Annotated in this window: 19 protein-coding genes and 1 pseudogene; 10 read left to right on the top strand and 10 right to left on the bottom strand. The window is 37.7% G+C overall.

Annotated elements, in window-relative coordinates; translation table 11 throughout:
* Positions 1-5 precede the first annotated feature (5 nt).
* Positions 6-1,175 (top strand): annotated as a pseudogene (gene hydF / locus M0R16_06155) ([FeFe] hydrogenase H-cluster maturation GTPase HydF).
* Between the two features lie 9 nt (positions 1,176-1,184).
* Positions 1,185-2,294 carry a [FeFe] hydrogenase H-cluster radical SAM maturase HydE gene (gene hydE, locus M0R16_06150; protein MCK9612467.1) on the top strand — a complete coding sequence of 370 codons (1,110 nt, stop codon included), beginning with the start codon at positions 1,185-1,187 and terminating at the stop codon, positions 2,292-2,294.
* Positions 2,295-2,573: 279 nt separating this feature from the next.
* Here hydE and lepB read toward each other — a convergent pair whose 3' ends face one another.
* Positions 2,574-4,112 carry a signal peptidase I gene (gene lepB, locus M0R16_06145; protein MCK9612466.1) on the bottom strand — a complete coding sequence of 513 codons (1,539 nt, stop codon included), beginning with the start codon at positions 4,110-4,112 and terminating at the stop codon, positions 2,574-2,576.
* 238 nt (positions 4,113-4,350) lie between these two features.
* Here lepB and M0R16_06140 point away from each other — a divergent pair, with 238 nt between their 5' ends.
* The gene (locus M0R16_06140; protein MCK9612465.1) at positions 4,351-4,905 is read left to right on the top strand and encodes a hypothetical protein; all 555 of its coding nucleotides are present in this window, start codon (positions 4,351-4,353) and stop codon (positions 4,903-4,905) included.
* A 56-nt stretch (positions 4,906-4,961) separates the two neighbouring features.
* Here the strand turns inward: M0R16_06140 and M0R16_06135 are convergent, their stop codons facing one another.
* Both M0R16_06135 and M0R16_06130 read right to left on the bottom strand, forming a co-directional pair.
* The gene (locus M0R16_06135) at positions 4,962-7,319 is read right to left on the bottom strand and encodes a BamA/TamA family outer membrane protein (GenBank protein MCK9612464.1); all 2,358 of its coding nucleotides are present in this window, start codon (positions 7,317-7,319) and stop codon (positions 4,962-4,964) included.
* A 30-nt stretch (positions 7,320-7,349) separates the two neighbouring features.
* Positions 7,350-8,585, bottom strand: a complete 1,236-nt coding sequence (locus M0R16_06130) for an ABC transporter permease (protein ID MCK9612463.1) — start codon at positions 8,583-8,585, stop codon at positions 7,350-7,352.
* 400 nt (positions 8,586-8,985) lie between these two features.
* Here M0R16_06130 and M0R16_06125 point away from each other — a divergent pair, with 400 nt between their 5' ends.
* Together M0R16_06125 and M0R16_06120 are read left to right on the top strand one after the other, a co-directional pair.
* Entirely contained in the window at positions 8,986-10,143 is a 1,158-nt protein-coding gene (locus tag M0R16_06125; protein ID MCK9612462.1) for a THUMP domain-containing protein, read from the top strand.
* Between the two features lie 83 nt (positions 10,144-10,226).
* Positions 10,227-11,312: a hypothetical protein gene (locus M0R16_06120; GenBank protein ID MCK9612461.1), complete on the top strand. Its 1,086-nt coding sequence runs from the start codon at positions 10,227-10,229 to the stop codon at positions 11,310-11,312.
* A 95-nt stretch (positions 11,313-11,407) separates the two neighbouring features.
* Here M0R16_06120 and M0R16_06115 read toward each other — a convergent pair whose 3' ends face one another.
* On the bottom strand, positions 11,408-11,713 hold the full coding sequence (locus M0R16_06115) for a hypothetical protein (GenBank protein ID MCK9612460.1): 306 nt from the start codon (positions 11,711-11,713) through the stop codon (positions 11,408-11,410).
* A gap of 308 nt (positions 11,714-12,021) precedes the next feature.
* Between M0R16_06115 and M0R16_06110 the strand changes: the two genes are divergently transcribed.
* The 5 genes from M0R16_06110 to M0R16_06090 are packed head-to-tail and all read left to right on the top strand — an operon-like array spanning position 12,022 to position 16,118.
* The gene (locus M0R16_06110; protein ID MCK9612459.1) at positions 12,022-13,347 is read left to right on the top strand and encodes a pyridoxal phosphate-dependent aminotransferase; all 1,326 of its coding nucleotides are present in this window, start codon (positions 12,022-12,024) and stop codon (positions 13,345-13,347) included.
* A gap of 50 nt (positions 13,348-13,397) precedes the next feature.
* A complete protein-coding gene (locus M0R16_06105; GenBank protein ID MCK9612458.1) occupies positions 13,398-13,631 on the top strand; it encodes a 4Fe-4S dicluster domain-containing protein in 234 nt (77 codons plus the stop codon).
* 20 nt (positions 13,632-13,651) lie between these two features.
* On the top strand, positions 13,652-14,734 hold the full coding sequence (locus M0R16_06100) for a 3-methyl-2-oxobutanoate dehydrogenase subunit VorB (GenBank protein ID MCK9612457.1): 1,083 nt from the start codon (positions 13,652-13,654) through the stop codon (positions 14,732-14,734).
* A 12-nt stretch (positions 14,735-14,746) separates the two neighbouring features.
* Positions 14,747-15,514, top strand: coding sequence for a thiamine pyrophosphate-dependent enzyme (locus tag M0R16_06095; protein ID MCK9612456.1), 768 nt, complete (start codon positions 14,747-14,749; stop codon positions 15,512-15,514).
* Positions 15,515-15,566: 52 nt separating this feature from the next.
* On the top strand, positions 15,567-16,118 hold the full coding sequence (locus M0R16_06090; protein ID MCK9612455.1) for a 2-oxoacid:acceptor oxidoreductase family protein: 552 nt from the start codon (positions 15,567-15,569) through the stop codon (positions 16,116-16,118).
* A gap of 171 nt (positions 16,119-16,289) precedes the next feature.
* Here M0R16_06090 and M0R16_06085 read toward each other — a convergent pair whose 3' ends face one another.
* The 6 genes from M0R16_06085 to M0R16_06060 form a co-directional block, all read right to left on the bottom strand.
* A complete protein-coding gene (locus M0R16_06085) occupies positions 16,290-16,883 on the bottom strand; it encodes a hypothetical protein (protein MCK9612454.1) in 594 nt (197 codons plus the stop codon).
* Between the two features lie 340 nt (positions 16,884-17,223).
* Positions 17,224-17,790, bottom strand: a complete 567-nt coding sequence (locus tag M0R16_06080) for a DNA-3-methyladenine glycosylase I (protein MCK9612453.1) — start codon at positions 17,788-17,790, stop codon at positions 17,224-17,226.
* A gap of 130 nt (positions 17,791-17,920) precedes the next feature.
* Positions 17,921-18,301: a four helix bundle protein gene (locus M0R16_06075; GenBank protein ID MCK9612452.1), complete on the bottom strand. Its 381-nt coding sequence runs from the start codon at positions 18,299-18,301 to the stop codon at positions 17,921-17,923.
* Between the two features lie 70 nt (positions 18,302-18,371).
* Complete coding sequence (locus tag M0R16_06070; protein ID MCK9612451.1) at positions 18,372-19,586, bottom strand: bifunctional 3,4-dihydroxy-2-butanone-4-phosphate synthase/GTP cyclohydrolase II; 1,215 nt, start codon at positions 19,584-19,586, stop codon at positions 18,372-18,374.
* A gap of 59 nt (positions 19,587-19,645) precedes the next feature.
* Entirely contained in the window at positions 19,646-20,479 is an 834-nt protein-coding gene (locus M0R16_06065) for a CPBP family intramembrane metalloprotease (GenBank protein MCK9612450.1), read from the bottom strand.
* Between the two features lie 57 nt (positions 20,480-20,536).
* Positions 20,537-21,154, bottom strand: a complete 618-nt coding sequence (locus M0R16_06060; protein MCK9612449.1) for a hypothetical protein — start codon at positions 21,152-21,154, stop codon at positions 20,537-20,539.
* Positions 21,155-21,160 lie beyond the last annotated feature (6 nt).

Genomic DNA, 21,160 nt, shown 5'->3' with positions numbered 1-21,160 from the left:
TTGGAATTTTTGGAAGGCGAAACAATGGAAAAAGCTCATTGATAAATGTGTTAGTAGGGCAGGAGGTAGCTATTGTTTCCGAACAGGCAGGTACAACTACTGATCCTGTCAAAAAATCAATAGAGATATTTGGCATAGGCCCTGTGATCATGCTTGATACTGCCGGAATTGATGACGTTGGAGAACTGGGAAAAAAAAGAATAGAAAAAACCCTTCAGGCACTAAAAACTATTGATTGTGCTGTACTTGTAATTGCAAACAATAAATTCGGACAGCCTGAATTGCAGCTTATAAATGAATTTAATCAATACAATATTCCCTTTGTCATCGTTCATAATAAATCCGACATAAATCCATTATTAACATCTACTCAAGAACTTGTACAAAAACATACTAAGCAGGATATTATTGAATTCAGTACAAAAAAGGCTGACAATATAGATGTGATTGTAACAGCCTTAAAAAATGCTATTCCTGAATCAACATACATGAGCCGTTCATTAATTGGAGACATTATAAATGATGGCGATTATGTACTGATGGTAACACCCATCGATTCCGAAGCCCCCGAAGGACGTATGATACTCCCGCAGCAGATGGCAATTCGTGATGTACTCGACAATAATTGTGTCTGCATTGTCCTGAAAGAAACAGAACTGCAACATTTTTTTGAAACCAGCAATATTAAACCTGCTTTAGTAGTTACAGACAGCCAGGTTTTTGGAACTGTAAAAGATTTAGTGCCGGAAAATATTCCACTTACAAGTTTCAGCATCGTTTTTTCACGATTGAAAGGTGATTTTGAAAATTACGTAAAAGGAACCCAAACCATCAGCAAACTCAACGATGGTGATCGTATCCTAATTCTTGAATCCTGCACTCATCATGTGAGTTGTGATGACATCGGGCGTGTGAAGATACCCATGTGGCTATCGAAATTCACAGGAAAGAAATTATTTTTTACCAATTTATCCGGTTTAGCTGCTTTGCCGGAAAATTATAAAGACTTTAAATTGGTTATTCAATGCGGAGGCTGTATGGTGACTCGCAAACAAATACTAAACAGACTCAAGCCATTTACTGAAAATTCGGTTTCCATAACTAATTACGGAATGGCGATAGCTTTTATGAATGGAATCTTTACGCGAGCACTACAGCCTTTTTTAAAATTCTGAAAATGATATATGTTCAACCACTGCAAACAATCTATGCTGGAACACATCACATCATTTCCTGAACTTGATTTTTCAACCGTGAGAAACCTGCTATCAACAGAAGATAAAGCAGAAATTGAACAAATACTTTCTCTGGCGAGGGACGTCCGAAATAAAGCCATCGGGAGCAAAGTTTTCCTTCGTGGACTTATTGAATATTCAAACATCTGTATAAAAAACTGCTTTTATTGCGGCATCAGAGCTGCTAATAAAAATGTTTCACGTTATGAACTCACAGATGATGATGTGTTGCAAGCAGCCATATTTGCATGGAAACATAATTATGGGTCCATTGTATTACAGTCAGGTGAACGAAATGATAGAGAATTTGCCGGACGTATTTCATCTTTAATCAAGAAAATACACCAACACACTAACCATAATCTCCGTATTACCTTGTCGTGTGGTGAGCAAAGCGAACAAGTGTACCGGGAGTGGTATGAACTGGGAGCGAAAAGGTATTTGTTACGGATTGAAACTTCCAATACAGAATTATACCATAAGCTTCATCCGAATACTAGTAAACATGATTTCAGTAGAAGGTTGGAAGCAATAAACAATCTTATAAAAATTGGTTTTCAGGCAGGTACCGGCGTGATGATTGGAGTGCCTTTTCAGACAGTTGATGACTTGGCCTCAGATTTATTGTTTATACGGGATTCTGGTGTGCATATGGTTGGCATGGGGCCTTATATCGAACATGCCGAAACGCCTTTGTTTAAATACCGCGATCAACTGTTGCCGGCAAAAAAGAGAGTGGAGCTGTCCCTGAAAATGATCGCCATACTCCGCCTGATGCGGCCTACCATCAACATCGCATCGACGACAGCTTTGCAGACGCTTGACCCCATGGGCCGGGAAAAAGGACTGCGTGCCGGAGCCAATGTTATCATGCCGAACATTACGCCGGTGATGTATAAAAAAGACTACGACCTTTACGAAGGCAAGCCTTGCCTTGATGATGAACCCGGCGACTGCACTTCCTGCATCGAAAAACGTATTCAGATGGCCGGCTGCCAGGTCGCCTACGGCGATTGGGGCGACTCGGAGTTTTATCAAACACAGCATCCTTTGTTATAGAGTGTTATTTCTGTATCATATTCTGTAATTGAAATTATCGCATTTCTTTTTCAAGCATACGTAACACAGATTACAAAATTTTTCATCGAAGTTTTTTAGGTTATAGTGTGAAGGTTTTTAAATTGGCAAAATAAGTTCTCATAAAGTTGATAAACCTATATTTGTCATCAGGAATATAATGAACTAATAACAAGTGCTATAGGTTGTGGGTTGAATCTGCCTGTCCCGCACACAAAGTGTCGGGTAATCCTAATATGAAAAATCTTATCATGTTATAGTTTACCTGATTATCCTGAACATTTTCTTCCAGCGCAAGCGTTCAAAAAAGTTTTTGCTTTTTGTTCTGTACTGAGCACCATCCTGGGTTTGTTCAACCGAGAGCCAGACAAAAACAGCCCTTCCTACGATGTGGTCTATGGGAACAAAACCCCAGAAACGTGAGTCGGCAGAATTATGACGGTTATCACCCATCATCCAGTAATAGTCTAATTTAAATGTATAATTACTTACCTCTTTACCATTAATAATAATCTTGTCCCCTTTGATTTCCAAATCGTTGTTTTCATAAATATCAATACAACGCTCATAAAGGCATATATTATTAATGTTTATTGGAATAGTGGCACCTGCTTTTGGGATATAAAGCGGGCCATAATTATCTTCATTCCATCGGTAATTAGAATCAAACGGAAATGTGTAATAAGCCCATTGCCCTTTTGGGTAAATAATTTTTTCGACTTTGCGTACATTCATCAGTTTGCTTATCTCTTGTGATGATTTTTCTGTAAGAGTAACAACATATTTGTCATAATCCACCTGAACAACTTCTTCGGTAATATTCATCTTATCAAGCATTCTAGGGTTAAGTGGTGTTGAGTCGGTTTGAACCACATATTTATATTCTTTATCCCCGATAAGAGGCAATGGTTTGTTGTTGATGTAAACTTCCTGGTCAATGATTTCAAGAGTATCTCCGGGGATACCGATGCAGCGTTTTATATAATTTTCCCGTTTATCTACCGGACGGGCTACTATTTTACCGAATTTGCGTTTGTTTTTCCAAACTTCTTTATGCCCGAATTCTCTAACCAATGAATAATAACTTCTGTTTTGCATATATAATGCTACGGTATCTCCATCAGGATAGTTAAATACCACAACGTCGTTGTTTTTAATATCAATAAATCCCGGGAAGCGGTAATAAGGCAGTTTTATCCATTCGAGGTATGATTTTGTTTCTTTGGTGAGCGGCAGGGTGTGATGTGCAAAAGGAAATGATAATGGTGTCATGGGGAAGCGGGCACCATAACTGATTTTATCCACAAAAAGATAATCTCCAACTAATAGGGATTTTTCCATGGAAGAAGTAGGAATGGTATATGCTTCGATAAAAAATGTACGTATAATAGTGGCGGCAATCACTGCAAAAACAATAGCATCAAGCCATTCACGTAGGGCTGATTTTTTTATGGGTTTGCGATTGTCGGGATGGGTGTATTTTTCTTTAGAAACAAAAGCAAGCCAGGGAAGATAAAAGAATGGAACCAAGATGCTGAGAGCTTGTGCCCAAAGGCCGTTTTTATTATAACATTTCACCAGTTCAACAATCATCAGCATGATAGTAAATACATTGATAAACGGTACTAAAATGAAAATGAACCACCACCAGGGCTTTTTAATTATTTTAAGCCAGATGTAAAAATTATAAAAGGGAACGAGAACTGCCCAGCCTTTTTGCCCGGCTTTGGCGAAAAGGCCCCACAAGGCAATAAGTGTTGTTATTGCAAAAATAATAGTCAGAATTGGGTAAAGAATCATGGATATAAATTTTTATGTGTTATAGTATGTTATTTGTTACCGGCTTACTCTATTTGTTACAAAATTCAGTTAAAAAAACGAAACAGCAAAGTTTTTTAGTATAATCAATGTTTAAAGCAACTTAAAGTAGTTTGTTTTGCTTCTCAAACATATGGCTGTTGATAATAAATTTAATAAAAAAGTTTTTTTTGAAAAATCTTTTATATTTTTGCTCGAAGTAAATTTAAATAATACAAATATGGATAAAAAAGTTTTTTCACCGCGTTTATGGTTTGTCATCACAGTGGTTTTTGCTGGAGCAGCCATGAGATTGATTCCTCATTGGCCAAATTTTACACCTGTTGCTGCTATTGCCTTATTTGGAGGCGCTTATTTAGGTAAAAAATACCTTGCATTTTTGTTGCCACTGGCAGCTATGTTCATCAGTGATATCATTTTAGGTTTTCATAGCACTATGCCTGCCGTATATATCAGCTTTGTAATTACTGTTGCGTTAGGACTGTTGATTGCCCGTAATCCTAAAATATTCAACATTTTTGGTGCTTCAATAGCTTCGACAGTATTGTTTTTCCTGATTACAAATTTTGCTGCATGGCTTGGAAACCCGCTATATCCACAGAACTTTGCAGGTCTTATAGAATCATACATTGCCGGCCTTGTTTTTTTCAATAACGGTACTTTTGGTATTTCTTTCTTTATGAATTCACTGCTGGGTGACTTGTTTTATAACGGTTTGTTTTTTTGCCTGTTTTACTTTGCACGCCTTCGTTTTCGTGTGTTAGCAAGGGCTTAATAAAACATTATATTTACGACATAAGATTCGGCTTTAGCCGGATTTTTTTTGCCTTATCAGAAAGGATAACCTATTCCTAAATTACCAATAATTGTGAATTTTTTGTCGTTCTGGCCTATCCATCTCTGGTTACGTGGCATAGATGGGTCTTTTAATACAACGGCTCCATCAAGGCGAATCACAAAATACCCAAAATCCACACGCAAACCTGCTCCAGCATCAATTGCAAGGTCATGAATAAAATTTTTAAATTTAAAGGAAGCAAGAGGTAGCAAATTGGATGCTTTGCGTGTCCATATATTTCCAACATCAACAAAAATTGCCCCTCTAAGTATCTTATATATTGGGAAACGGTATTCAGTATTTAGTTCAAGGGCAATTTCCCCGATTTTTTCAAGAGATAAAGAATCTGGTTCACTATAACCGCCTGGTCCAAGAGTTTTGAGCCTCCAGCCCCGCATACTATTGGCGCCACCCATATAAAAACTTCTTTCAAAAGGGAGTACGTTTTTTTCATCAAAAGGAGAACCGTAACCTGCATAAGCTCTGTAAACAATACGGTGATATTCATTAAAAACCATATAATACCTAAAGTCAATATCCATCCGGTAATACTGTGAATAGGGTATTTCAAAAAGGGTATAAACTCCCTGTTTCTTTCTTACTTGATTTACGGCCCAGAAAATAAGGCCAGCAAGTTCAACATTGGTGCGAAGAAAAATAAAATCCTTGATTTTATTGATTTGCTGAGTATTATAAATAAAGCTATAGTTTAAAGACGTTGTGATGTGGTCGCGATAGGCATTCTGCAGGGTAATGTTGTTCAAAGCATCAATCTGTGCTTTAAAAACAGAGTCGGGATAAATTTTGATAATATTTAATTGCAGAGGAGTCAGTATATGTGTTTTGTAATCATTTTCTTTCCATTGATATCCAAAGGACCCCGAAGCATAATATCTTTCGTAAATAGGCCTGATTTGATAGTTAAATATTCCGGTAATGGTGGTCTTAGGTTTAAAATATTTCGGAAATCTATTCTGGCTGATGGGAATGAGAAAACGCGGAATCCTGAGGCTAAGTTCCAGGCCTGTTTCAATAGTGTTAACAAAAGGAATTTTTTCCAATACTTGTTTCTCGGAAACATCCTGTTTCTTTAATGATTGAAATTCAACAGCACCATTAAGTTTTATATTAAAAAGGTCGGCTCCCCGGAAAAGGTTTTTGTTTTCATAGACAATACCGGCCTGCAAGCCGAGTTCCCCGCCTTTATTGGTAGTTTCTGTGCTTATTGACAGCGCCTGAACAGGGGCTTTTGTCAGGTTGATTATGCATTCTAGTTCTCCGGTGTTTTCTGATTTAACATTGACTTCATTAAATTTAATATTTACAAATCTGTATATTCTTAAATCAAGTAGGCTTTTATAATTTTTTTCAATATCCGAAATATTAAAAACATCTGCGCTATCAATAAAAATGGCTTGAGATAAAGTTTTTTTAATAATTTTTAATTTGTCGCGGTATACATAATAATAGGTTTTCGGTTGCCTGTTTTTAACTCTGTTTGATATAACTACTCTGGCAGTATCGTAATTTATTTCTGATTTAGGACTAATTTCATAATCCGTATTAATGATTATCTTGTTAATAGTATAAATTTTATGCTTTGAGGGTATTAATGAATCGGCTTTTACTGGTGAGGGTGTCAAGGCATCAGAAATACGAATCATAATATCCATCTCATGTTGGTTTAATGCGCTGTCAATATTGAAAGTGATATAATCTTTTGTAAAATAATAATAACCATTTTCCCGCAATGTTCTTGTAATGCGGTCGCGTTCCGCATCAATGTTGTCAATATTGTAAAGTTGTCCCGGAATAATTTTACACTCTGAAATTTCAGAGGATACATATTTTTTTATTGTTTCATCATCAATAGAATAAGAAACATTCTTGATTTTATAGGGCCTTTTTGTATTTACATTGTAAATTACTTTAGCGTTACGCTTGTGATTAGAAGGGTATTTAATAGTGTAACTGATATCGGATTTAAAATATCCGTGGTTTTCGAGGTAGTAATTCATTTGTTTCAGAGAGAATAATGTCTGGCTGGTGTCAAGTATGACTGGCTCTGCAGAGAAAGTATTTTTAATCCAACGCTTAAACCCTGTTTCCTTACCTTTTGTGGAATAATTCCATAAGCGGATATTCAGGTACAATCCAAGATTTTTCTTATTGGGCTTTTGCCTGATAAGGTCTTTTAATTCTCCGGCATCAACCTGATTTTTATTCATAATCAGTTTATTGGAAGTAAGCAGGTAGTTGCCGGCAGGGTATTTACGTATCGGGCTACACGATATCAATGATGCTGTCAAAACAGCAAATAGAGGGATGATATATCGGGAGCGGTTTTTCAACGAACAGGTCTTAGTTTAATAAAATTGTTTTTATTCATATCTTAACGATTCTATTGGGTCAAGCCTGGCAGCCTTGGTTGCCGGAAGAATGCCCGAAGCCAGCCCTACCAAAATACACAAAATAATTCCCGAAAATATCCATACCCAGGGTACTACAAAACTGCTTCCGAGTATAATAGACATAATGTTTCCTATGAGAATACCGAAGAAAATTCCCAATATACCGCCAAGAACTCCAATAACAATTGATTCGGAAAGAAACTGGTTTCTAATGGTGTTGGAAGTGGCTCCTATGGCTTTACGAATACCTATTTCCCTTGTCCTTTCAGTTACAGTAACCAGCATGATGTTCATCAGGCCGATGGCTGCACCCAGCAAAGTAATGATACCTATTATGGTTGCGGCCAGCGTGACATATTGTATGTTGTCCAAAAGCATTTGCGCAAGATTGTCGCTTTTTTCAATTTCAAAATTAGGCTTGTCTCCCGGCAATACTTTACGTATCACCCTGAATATCCCTGTGGCTTCACCAATGGCGACATCCATCATAAGAGGATTGGGTAGCATAACATTGATGACATATTGCAAGTCTTTTCCGGAGACAAGCTGCCTGAGATTTTGTAAAGGGATGAGGCAACTCTTATCGCCACTGAAGCCCATGCTGGAGCCTTTTTCCTTTAAGATGCCAATAATTTTATACTTCTGTGGGCCTATGGAAACGAGTTGTTCTATAGCGGACTCCTTATTTTTAAATAGTTTTTTCACAATCTCGTTTCCAACGATAACCACGTGGCTGCCGTTATTCAACTCGTGCGAAGAAAAATTCCTGCCATATTCAAGATCGTAACCCGATGTGGCAAGATAATTTTCATCTATGCCGGCAACTGTAATGTTTGGGTTTGTTTTTTTTGATGCGTATTTTACCGTGGCATTGAAAGTCCCCATTGTATAAATTGAAGCAACGGCAGGATAGTTATAACGTTTTTTAAATTCCTGAGTTTCGTTGTAAGATATCTTGCTGTAAAAGTTTTCTCTGTCACGACCGCCATGAACGTTCATTGAGAAATTTCTGATGCTGAAAGTATTTGAGCCCATGCGGGTAAAATTGCTGTTGATGGAATTTTTTACAGATTCAATAGCCGTAAGTATCCCTACAAGAGCCATGATGCCAAACGCAATGATGAGAACAGTGAGGATGGTGCGTAACAAATGGCCCCGTATTGATACCACGGCAACACGTATGTTTTCAGTAACAAATAACTTCATTCTGCTTGTTATTGTTTAGTCAAAAATGACAAACAAAAGTATTAAAAATAAAAATCAAAAAGTAAGTACATAATACACATATTATTTAATAGAGAACAAGAAGTATAAATATAAAGCGTTACAACCTATTGTTCAGTTGAGAGCATAACTTCCTGACGGTCAGGTTGAGCAAAGTTGAAAGCCGAACCGTCCTGACTGGATTACTTGTGTTATTAATGTGTTTAATGATTTAACAACGAAACAGGTGCGTAATATTCTTTTAAAACTTAGGATTTTTATTTTCCTTTTTTTTTCAAACAAAATCATAACGAAACGGGTTGACTTATAAACTTAATGAAATAAAAAATGTTGTTACAGCTTTGTGTATATTTGCATGATTTATCAATGTCTGTGAAATTAATTGGAAAACAATTTTAAAATAATTGCAAAGACACAATTCGGCCTTGAGGAAATTCTTGCCGGAGAACTGACTAAAATCGGTGCCAAAAATATCCAGATATTGAACCGGGCAGTTTCTTTTGAAGGTACTTTGGAAACTATTTACGCTGCAAATTACAACTGCAGGACAGCGCTGCATATTCTATTGCCTTTGCAAGAATTTAAATTCAGGGACAAACAGGAATTTTATGAACATATTCGCAACTTCGAATGGGATACGCTTTTTTCTCCTGATATAACCCTTGCTGTGGACACGGTGATGTCAGATACTTTTTTTACCAACTCCCATTATGTTTCATTGTTATGTAAGGATGCTATTGCTGATTATTTTCGCTTTAAAACAAAAAGGAGGCCTTCTGTAGATCTTGATAATCCTGATATAAGAATACATGTTCACATCAGAGGCCATGTTTGCTCGGTTTCTCTTGATAGTTCTGGGGGGTCGTTGCATCGCCGAGGGTATCGCAGCAAACAAGGTATGGCGCCGATAAGCGAAGTGTTGGCTGCCGGCCTGATACTGCTGAGCGGCTGGAACAAAAAGACGAACCTGTTTGACCCTATGTGCGGTTCGGGAACCATAGTTACCGAAGCTGCTATGATTGCAGCAAAAATTCCTGCGGGGTATTACAGAAAATCATTCGGTTTTGAAAAATGGAACAACTTTGACAAAGATTTATGGGAAAAAGTAAAAACATCAGCAGATGAAAATATCTGTGAATTTGATGCTGAAATAGTGGGATCGGATATTTCTGAATCAGCAGTGTCCGTTGCTGCTTATAACCTAAAAACAGCAAAGCTTCATAAGGATGTTCATCTAACTGTTTGCGATTTACGGGACTTTAAGTTCCCCAAGGAAAAAGGAATTATTATAACAAACCCGCCTTACGGTGAACGGATAAAACCTGAAGATATTGTCAGTTTGTACAAGGCATTAGGCGATGTGTTTAAAAGAAATTGCCCCGGGTATCAAGCCTGGGTCATCAGTTCGCACTTTGATGCATTAAAATTTGTGGGACTTAAGCCCGATAAAAAAATAAAATTATTCAATGGCCCGCTCGAATGCCGTTTTGTGAAGTTTGACATTTTTCAAGGAAGTTTGAAGGATATGAAATGCAAATAACTTATTATTTATTATAGCAATTATTTTTTCTTTTTGCAGCTTTATTATTTACGGGATCATTCATTAAAAAAAAATGAAATATTATGGAAAAAAAATTAGTGCTTTTATGCATTGCAGCATTAATACTATTTGCTTTTGGCTGTAAGCAAAAATCGGAAAAAAATTCCGGAAACATCATCCTCTCAAAAAACATCGAATATGATGTGACGATCAACAACTTTAAGATGTCTTCTCAATTAACACTTGAGGAATCGAACCTTATATGGTTCAGGGATAACATTGAAGCTTCATCACGCGGGGCCTTCCTTGATATGCTCTTCAAGAACGCCTTTAGCGGAAAATTGAACCTTACCGATTTAAATGGAAAAAGCATAGATACAAATCAGCTTAAATCTATTTTATATGTTGCTGATACTGTTACCCTGACACGTATAACACCTCCCTATGATAATTACGATACTATCATTAAAAAAATGATTTCAATTTCAACAGTCACGGGCTTACGCTTTCGGGAAAGCTGGTCTTATGACACAAAGACAATGGAAATTACAAAAAAAGTCATTACTATGGCTCCACTTTTCTCAAAAGTGGACACTGACAAAGATGGCAATGAAATTATTGGTGAAAACAAAGTATTATTCTGGATTATATTTCCTGAAAAAACAACACCATCGAAAGTGCTTACAAAACGCATTGTATCACAAGTTGCTTACCACGACAATTCTGCATTTAAAAATTTTAACATTGATTCTGTTGCTATTGATACTTATATTCAAAAAATACTTGAATTGGCTTATTCAGACACCCTGAGTGTATATTCATGGAGTGATGGCGATATGGCTGATATACAGATAAGTGGAACGGATTTAAAAAATGATATTTGTTTAATTGATACTATTTCATTCATGACTCCGAAACACAAGCATGGAAATTATGATACAATAATTAAGCATGAACCTAACATAACTGCCATTCGTTTTTTGGAAGAATGGACTTTTGATCCGGCAACTATGGCAATAGCTAAAAAAGTTGTTGGCGTATGCCCTGTTGAAATGTGTTACGACCAATATGGTGATTTAAAAGGATATCGTCCTTTGTTCTGGGTTTATTTTAGTGATGTATGGATACCGTTTGATGAAAAATTGGAGTTGAAGAAAGCTAAGAAATAGTTTACATTAAACCACAGAGACTGTTTTTTGTGTCAACCGTTCAATTAGTAACATAACTCAAAAGGACTTTGCACATTCGCACTAAACTGTTAAGCTTACTGATTAAGAGTATTAAAAAATTTGTTTAAGTAAGCGATACACTCATATACAGCTTCAAATTCTTTCTGCGTTTTAGTGCGTTTGGCGATTTCTTCTTTGTGTTCTTCTAATTTCTTTGTCAGGCTTTGTGCCTGCTTTTTCAATTCTGATGAGCCCGGTAGTTTTTTTTGATTCTTATTATTTATGTCTTCGCATAACCTTTTAAGTCTGTCAATTGCGTCAAAAAAATCATTCAATTCAGGTTTCGTCTTGAAGTTTTTTAGCTTGTCCAAGTTGTCGAAAAATTCTTTGTCAAATGCCATAATAAATTTTTTATTTCAAAAACAGTAATTTGCCTCAAAATGCTATGATAGCTTAATATGTTATTAATGCATCATATAAATGCTCGTAAAAGCATCTGCCACAAGCATTTATTAAGGGTGATTATTTGTCCCAGTTTATAATTTACAAATTTATGTTTTATATTTCAGAAAAACAAGTAAAAGTCCAATTATAATATCGTCAGGGCTTGCATGGTAATCAAAATAAATTTCTGATAAACATTGTTTTTTTTAAAAAAAAATATGTTATTTGCATGTTAGAAATTGATAACAATAAAAGCAAATATTTTATGAAAGATACACCTATTGATTATGAAGTTGTAAAGCGGAGGATTGCAACAAGCAACATTCCCAACGTCGGCAGGGCCACCATCCGTGAAGTCAAAAGGCTGATCAATGAGATCGAAGCTGAAACCGGGCAGAAGTTTATTCGCATGGAGATGGGTGTACCCGGCTTGCCCGCCACAAAAATTGGAGTGGATGCTGAAATTGAAGCTTTGAAAAATGGCTGTGCAGCAATTTATCCGGAAATTGATGGTTTGCCCGAACTCAAATCTGAAATGACCCGGTTTATTAAACTTTTTCTTGATGTTACCGTTAACCCCGAAAACTGTATTCCGACCGTCGGTTCCATGCAGGGAGGTTATGCAACTTTTATGACAGTAAACCGCATGTTCAAAGAAAAAGATACTACTTTGATGCTTGACCCCTGTTTTCCTGTTCATAAACAGCAACATGCTGTTATTGGTACCAAGTTTGAGGCATTTGACGTATATGATTACAGGGGAGATAAACTAAAGGATAAAATTGAATCCTATCTGAAAAAAGGTAATATTGCAAGTATCATGTATTCCAATCCCAATAATCCTTCATGGATATGTTTTACGGATAAGGAACTAAAGATAATCGGCGATCTGGCTAACCAATATAATGCAATAGTACTGGAAGATTTGGCTTATTTTGCCATGGACTTTCGTAAAGATTATTCCAAACCTGGCCTTCCTCCTTTTCAGCCTACTGTAGCAAAATATACGGATAATTATATTTTGTTGATTTCAGGCTCAAAAGTATTCAGCTATGCTGGTCAGCGAATAGGCATGATGGTTATTTCACCAAAAGTATTCTCAGCTAAATATCCCGATCTTAAACGCTTTTATAATTCAGATATTTTTGGACGTGCAATGATTTTTGGTACGGTATATTCGCTGAGTGCAGGCACATCTCACAGCGCACAATATGCACTGACAGCTATGCTGAAAGCAGCCAATGAAGGCACATTCAATTTTGTTGAGGAGGTGAAGGAATATGGTGAAAAAGCAAAAATCATGAAAAAAATGTTCACCGACAACGGTTTTAAAATCGTTTACGATAAAGATGAAAACGACCCTCTTGCCGATGGATTTTATTTCACTTTTTCTTACCCGGGTTTTACAGGCGAGCAATTACTTGAAGAATTGATGTATTATGGCATCAGTGCCATATCGCTGGCAATAACAGGAGGACGGGTTGAAGGAATGCGGGCCTGTGTTTCTCTGGTACTCCGCAATCAATTTGATGACCTTGAATACCGACTGAAAAAATTCCACGAACATCACCCTGTAAATACAAATAAATAATACTATTTTCGTCCAAAAATTATAAATCATAAATTAATAATAAATATAAAATGGCAAAATTAAAAGGAGCAATCGAAATTAATATCGAACGCTGCAAAGGATGTGAAGTGTGCATCACAGCGTGTCCTGAAGATGTGATCGTGATGAATCCCGGTGTTAACTCTAAAGGATATCACTATGCAATGATGGGAAATGACAATTGTGTCGGATGTGCAAACTGCGCTGTAGTGTGCCCCGACGGTGTGATCACAGTTTACAGGGTTAAAGTCGCGACGGAAGTTTAATAATTTAAAAAGCATAATCAATGAAAGAACTAAGATTAATGAAAGGTAATGACGCGATAGCTGAAGCAGCAATACGTTGTGGCGCTGATGGCTATTTCGGCTATCCCATTACTCCCCAGTCAGAAGTACTTGAATATCTTATGGCTCAAAAGCCGTACGAAACCACAGGAATGGTCGTGCTTCAGGCCGAAAGCGAAGTGGCAGCCATCAATATGGTTTATGGCGGAGCTTCCTGCGGAAAAAAATGCATGACATCATCATCCAGCCCCGGCATAAGCCTAAAACAGGAAGGTATTTCCTATATCGCCGGCGCCGAACTACCCTGTCTCATTGTCAATGTGGTAAGAGGCGGCCCCGGATTAGGTACCATCCAACCTTCGCAGGGCGATTATTTTCAGGCTACAAAAGGCGGCGGACACGGAGATTACCGTTTGATCGTTCTTGCGCCAGCTTCCGTTCAGGAAATGTCTGATTTTGTCTCTTTAGGTTTTGAACTTGCTTTTAAATACCGTAACCCGGCGATGATACTCTCTGACGGAGTTATCGGACAGATGATGGAAAAGGTTGAATTACAGGAAACCAAACCCCGATGGACCAAAGAAGAAATAGTGAAAATTTCTCCCTGGGCTACCACAGGAAAAACTTCGGACCGTGAAAGAAATATCATCACTTCTCTGGACCTTGACCCTTCAAGACAGGAAAAACATGTAATGAAATTAGATCGCAAATATAAAGAGATAGAAGCCAACGAAGTCCGTTTTGAAAAGATCAATTGCGACGATGCGGAATATTTGTTTGTGGCTTTTGGATCCAGTGCCCGTATCTGCCAGAAATCAATGGATATAGCCAGGGAAAAAGGAATCAAAGTGGGGCTTCTTCGCCCAATCACCCTGTGGCCTTTCCCTTCAAAGCCATTATTTGAACTTGCCGGCCAGGTAAAAGGAATGCTGACCGTTGAAATGAACCTTGGACAGATGGTCGAAGACGTTCGCTTAGCAGTTGACGGTAAAGTAAGGGTGGAACATTATGGCCGCGTTGGCGGAATTATCCCGACACCCGATGAAATCGTAGAAGTTTTGGAAACTAAAATTATTGGAGGATAAACCATGGAAACAATCACAAAAGAACAAATAATAAAACCCGAAAACCTGGTTTACAAAAGAACCAAGCTGCTTACCGACAAGGTGATGCATTATTGCCCCGGCTGCGGACACGGCACGGCACACAGAATGGTAATGGAAGTAGTGGATGAAATGGGGATTCAGGCCGAAACTATCGGCGTGGCTCCCGTGGGTTGTTCCGTATTTGCCTATGATTATATGAATATTGATATGCAGGAAGCAGCACACGGACGCGCTCCGGCACTTGCCACAGCGATCAAAAGGCTGATGCCCGAAAAATATGTTTTTACCTATCAGGGCGATGGAGACCTCGCCGCCATTGGTACTGCAGAAACCATTCATGCGTGCAACCGCGGCGAAAATATCGTGATCATCTTTATCAACAACGGTATTTACGGGATGACCGGAGGCCAGATGGCTCCAACTACATTACCCGGCATGAAAGCATCTACCTGCCCTTACGGAAGAGACCCCAAAATTATGGGTAACCCATTGAAAATTACCGAATTGGTTGCCACACTTCCGGGAACTTGTTTTGTAACGCGCCATTCAGTTCATACTCCGGCTAACGTTCGTAAAACAAAAAGAGCTATCAGAAAAGGATTTGAACTTTCTTATGCTAAAAAAGGTGTTTCTTTCATTGAAATCGTTTCAAACTGCAACTCAGGATGGAAAATGACCCCGGTACAGGCAAATAAATGGATGGAAGAAAATATGTTCCCGTTCTATCCTTTGGGCGATATAAAAGTCCCTGCTGAATAGTAATTTGGCAAAAATAATTATTAGTGAAAACAATAATATAAAAAACTGAAAAATGACAGAAGAAATAATAATAGCAGGCTTCGGCGGACAAGGAGTTTTATCTATGGGTAAAATTCTTGCCTATTCCGGTGTTATGCAAAATAAAGAAGTAAGCTGGATGCCTTCCTATGGCCCAGAAATGCGTGGAGGTACAGCCAATGTGACGGTTATTGTCAGTGACGAACGTGTCAGTTCACCGATACTTACCGTTTTCGATACGGCCATAATCCTGAACCAGCAGTCCATGGACAAGTTTGAAAAATCAGTAAAACCCGGCGGGTTGCTGATATACGACGGTAATGGCATCACGCGCCATCCCGAACGTAAAGACATCAACATTTACCGTGTGGATGCCGCCGAAGAAGCATCAAAACTGGGAATGAACAAAGTGTTCAACATGATGGTGCTCGGCGCTTACCTGAAAATTAAACCCATTATCAGCCCTGAATACATCAGAAAAGGCCTGGAGAAATCTCTTCCGGCCCGCCATCATGGAATGATACCAGACAATGAAAAAGCCATAGAAATCGGAAAAGAAATTATTAAAGAAGTACATAAGTTGTGAAACTCTTTAATTAAAAAATCATTAATTATTAAAGGGCTTGGGTCTTAGGATACAAGCCTTTTTTAATGCAGAGAAATGAAAGTCCGGATAATAAAATCATACAAGAAGCCGCAGCGCGAATAAAACCTTATGTGCATCGTACTCCGGTATTAACTTCTCCAAAGTATTAACTTACTTTTTTGTTTCCACAGATCGAAGGTCAATGGTGAATGCAAGTTCCATTTTAATAATAAGCGGGTACTGGGGATTGTCTAAAATCCAGAATTTACTACCCGTTGCTGACTCGGCAACCATAACATCATAGTCGAGCTTAGCACCATCCACCGTGATAGGATATTTTTCGTTGCGTATAAAATTAACAATCTCTTCAGTGTCATCTATTATGAGGGTAGTGGGAGACTCGCTTTTAATCTTTTTATACACTTTGCGGCTCAGCCAAACAGTGGTTTTGTTCACCATATTTTGTGACGAACCGTTGGAAAAATAATTAACTATTTTATTTGCTGTATCAATGGCTCCGTAAAACATTTTAACCTTGCCACTACTGTTGGCTGGAGCTGTCATATTCCAGGTAAAAGCAATGTTGTTATCCATCACCAGGTCGGTAATAACAAAATCATATTCTTTGGAAATGTTGAGAAGGTGATAGGTTAGTTTACTTCCTGTCTTAAGCCAGTTTTCGGACTTGTTTTCCTGTTGTGAAAATACGTTTTGGGTATTTCCAAAAATAAGAACAGCGAAGATTAAAATAAAAACTTTTTTCATAACTGTAGTTTTAATTTTTTATAACAAAGATAGAAAACTTTAATAATTAATACCGTAAATTAATACAATTATTTGTTGAAGGAATGAAAAGAATATTTTGTCATGATTTATAAAAAAGATTTAAACAAGTAGTCTTAAATATTATGGTGTTGAGAAATCTTATTGGATTAATTGCATTACTTGATTTCTTCATGTAAGTTGGATAGGCTGGAATTTGTCATTTTAAACTAATTTTTATTTATTGTTTAATAAATATTAATACAATTGAACCTCACAAACAAAACTCTAAAGTATTTAAGTTGTATTATATGTTAACAATATTGTCTAAAGCGACAAAATATTATTTTTTAATTTCTTCGTACCTGAAACAGCTTATCAGATGGTCGTTTACCATGCCGGCAGCCTGCATAAAGGCATAACAAATTGTTGAGCCCACAAACGAAAATCCACGTCTTTTGAGTTCCCGGCTCATAGCATCCGATTCGGAACTGTTAACGGCAATATCAGATGTTGCTATACATCTATTTATTTTTGTTTTTCCTCTGGTAAACTGCCAGATAAAGGTATCGAAACTTCCGTATTCTTTTTGTACTTCGAGAAAGCATTGTGCGTTTTTAATGGTTGCAGCTATCTTTTGCCGGTTGCGTATAATTTCCTGATTTTCTATAAGCTCAGAAATTTTTTTGCTGCTGTATTTTGCAACTTTTTTTGGTTCAAAATTATCAAATGCTTTCCGGAATGCTTCGCGCTTATGTAAAATGGTTTTCCAGCTCAACCCTGCCTGAAAGGCATCGAGCACCATAAACTCAAACAGTTTCCGGTCATCATGAACAGGGATACCCCATTCTTCATCGTGATATTTTATCATCAGTGCATCATCGGCAGGCCAGGGGCAACGGTTTTTCATAGGGAAGGATTTTTTTATGAATTAAGAAACAATTTCTCAAAGATACTATTGAATATCGAACACTGATTAACGAATGATGATTTATGATTGGGACTTCTTCGTTAATCATCCGTCATGGCGGATTCTTAAATCAATTTCTTTTTTTGCTTGCTGCATCAAGATTTTTTTGTGCCGTTTCTGCACTTTTAACAAAAATGGAAATCAACTCATTATTTTCTTTTAATGCAGTATCAATAAGGCTCAATTGCTGAATGAGTTTAGACCTTTTAATAATTTTTAAACAAATCATAGTTTCACGGAGTTCTTTTAAAATAATTTTAATTTTATGAATAAAATCTCTTCGTGACTCTCCACTTTGCGCCTCCCCATAATTTAAAGCAGGTGAACTTCCCGAACGCAATAACTGTCCTCCGAAATATGCTCCGGCTCTTGTTTTTTGCAATGTTTCATCGATCTCTACAATAAGAACAGCAAAGTCAATTAATCGTTCTTCCAAATCAAATTTGTTCATGATGGTATTTGTTTTACTTCTTAAATCAAAAATCTTTAATCGATATTCATTAATCAAAATCCGATTAAAATTAATCTTCAATATTCAGAATGTGCCCCATCCTGTCCTGCTTGGTCTTCAGGTAGTTTTTGTTGTACTTGTTGGGCTTGATAACGATGGGAATATTTTCAATTATTTCGATGCCGTAGCCGGTCAGCCCGCTTTTTTTCTTTGGGTTGTTGGTGATGAGCCTTATTTTGCTGGCCCCCAGGTCGCGTATGATTTGTGCGCCAATTCCGTAGTCGCGTTCGTCGGCTTTAAACCCGAGTTTTTCATTGGCTTCAATGGTGTCGTACCCCAGTTCCTGGAGATGATAGGATTTTAATTTGTTTTCCAGCCCGATGCCGCGTCCTTCCTGGTTCATATAAATTATTATTCCCTTGCCTTCTTTTTCAATCATCTGCATGGCATGGTGCAACTGCATGCCACAGTCGCAGCGGCACGAGCCAAAGATATCGCCGGTCATGCACGATGAATGCACGCGCACCAGAAGGTTCTCATCTTTGTCCCAGCTTCCTTTGGTGAGCGCCATGTGCAGCTGGCTTGTGGTGATCTCCCGGTAGAGTGTAAGTTTGAAATTTCCCCACTCCGTGGGCAGGTCAACGGTTTCTTCTTTTTCGATCAGGCTTTCGTTTTTGATGCGGTAAGCAATAAGGTCTTTTATCGAAATCATTTTCAGTTTGAAATGTTCCCTTATTTCAAACAGGTCCATCAATCGTGCCATCGTGCCATCTTCATTCATGATCTCCACCAAAGCGCCAACGGGTTTTAATCCGGCAAGGCGTGCCAGGTCGATGGTGGCTTCGGTATGCCCGGCACGGCGCAGCACGCCTCCGTCCTTTGCCCGGAGAGGAAAAATATGTCCCGGTCTCCCCAGTTCTTCTGGCTTGGTTTTATCGTTTGAAAGTGCTTTGATAGTTTTGGCCCGGTCACCTGCCGAAATGCCCGTAGTACATCCATAGCCCAACAGGTCAACAGAAACGGTAAATTGTGTCTCATGCGAAGAAGTGTTTTTGCTCACCATCATCTGCAAGTCGAGTTTTTCACAAATATCAACGCTGACGGGTGCACAAATCAACCCCCTGCCATGCTTTGCCATAAAATTTACTTTCTCGGGAGTTATAGTCTCGGCTGCAGTGATAAAATCCCCTTCGTTTTCGCGGTCTTCGTCATCCACCACAATGATTATCTTTCCTTGCCGGAAGTCTTCAATAGCTTCTTCGATAGTGTTCAGTTTCTTATCCATGTCTGCTGGTTTTCAAATGCAAAGTTACAATTAAGTTGATTAACAATAAGAATTGATAATTAATTAAACCAATATCCTTTCTGCCATAATGCGGCAATATCCATTGAAAGCGCAACCGTGTAATGAATGGCGACTCCCATCCATATCGAACGGCTTTTCAGGCTTATCGTCCCTAATACTATGCCGGCTATTATCGCTGCAAGAGTTTCAGGAAAAGGTTTCCCGAAATGTATCATGCAATAAGGTATGGTCATCACAAATATACTGTAATAACCGAACTGTTTTTTTAACCCATGAAGCATGAAGCCCCGGAAGAAAAATTCCAGTGCAACAAACTGAAAAAAATACAACACCTGCCATATGACGAAATTCGGCCATAGCGTTTCATGATGTTTGATGCGGTAGAAGGGGTACCTTTGCTGAAAACCATCGGTAGTTGAAAAAAAAAGTATTAATGGCACCATGATGACAAAAAATAGAAGATAAAGCCTGTATTCTTTAAATAAACTGCCACGGCAAAGGCCGTATTCTGAAAGTTTTTGCCTGAAAAGATATTTTATTATCAGTGCGGGAGCCAGAAAATAAAATGCTAGTATAATAAAAACCCAGTATCCCAGCGAAAACAACTGGTGATTAGCACTTTGTTCTATGTATAGCTTGATATGAGACGCTGCTTCAGTAAGACCTATTTTTTTTATAAAAGAAATCAAAAGGTAGTATCCGTCATTTTTACCAGCGTATTCAATAAAGGTGAGTGAGAGGCAAACAACAATGCAAATAATAAGGACATTCCTGTTAAAAGAATTCTTTTTATCGGAGTTTATAAATTCTTTATGTTCTTTTTGTATTTGATTATATGTATCGGCAAAAATATTTTTTGCTAGTTTTTTCATGAGTGCAGGCAAAAAAAATCCTCCTTGGAAGGGAGGATTTTTTTTGAGTATCAAAGATTATCTCGGAGTCAGTTCGATATTTACCAGAGTATGATACACCACAAAATTTAGGGTTTCCACTTTTTCCAGTTTCAGGTTGACGGCTTTGGATGTGAGTTTGGTTATTAGGTAAATGTCGGTTGTGTTTTCTCCCTGATACAAAGTTGTATTGCTGGGAATCAAGGTAGAGGTGTTTACTAGTTTAGTTATCTGGATAGCCAGAAGTTCATCAGCATTATATCCTGCTTCTCCGTTCTTGTTAGTAAAATACCATAATCCGTTCGTTTCAATAGTGGTTGCCACAAAGGTAGTGTCATCCTGAAATGATTCCTTATAATAATAGGAACCTTTTTTCCCGAAATCAATAATTATTTCTCCAGCATAGGAAGAAAACTTGTAGTAATTTGTTAGTTCACCGTTTATCATGGTGTCATTCACAAAATATTCCACATTTTTTTTAGTTCCGTCAAAATTAGTTACAGTTTTCTTATTCAGATATTCATAAGTGCTTGTCATCACTTTCACTTTCCAATTTCCGGCAAGTTTCCCGGTATCAATTTTTTGGCATGAAGTCATGATAAAGCCTGCGGCGGCTGACATACAAATAATTGTAAATAGCTTTTTTATGTTTTTCATAATATG

It is taken from the genome of Bacteroidales bacterium (assembly GCA_023228145.1).
Classification (GTDB): Bacteria; Bacteroidota; Bacteroidia; order Bacteroidales; family CAIWKO01; genus CAIWKO01.
The sequence above is the reverse complement of the archived record's forward strand: the minus strand, read 5'-3'. Positions and strand labels throughout refer to the sequence as shown.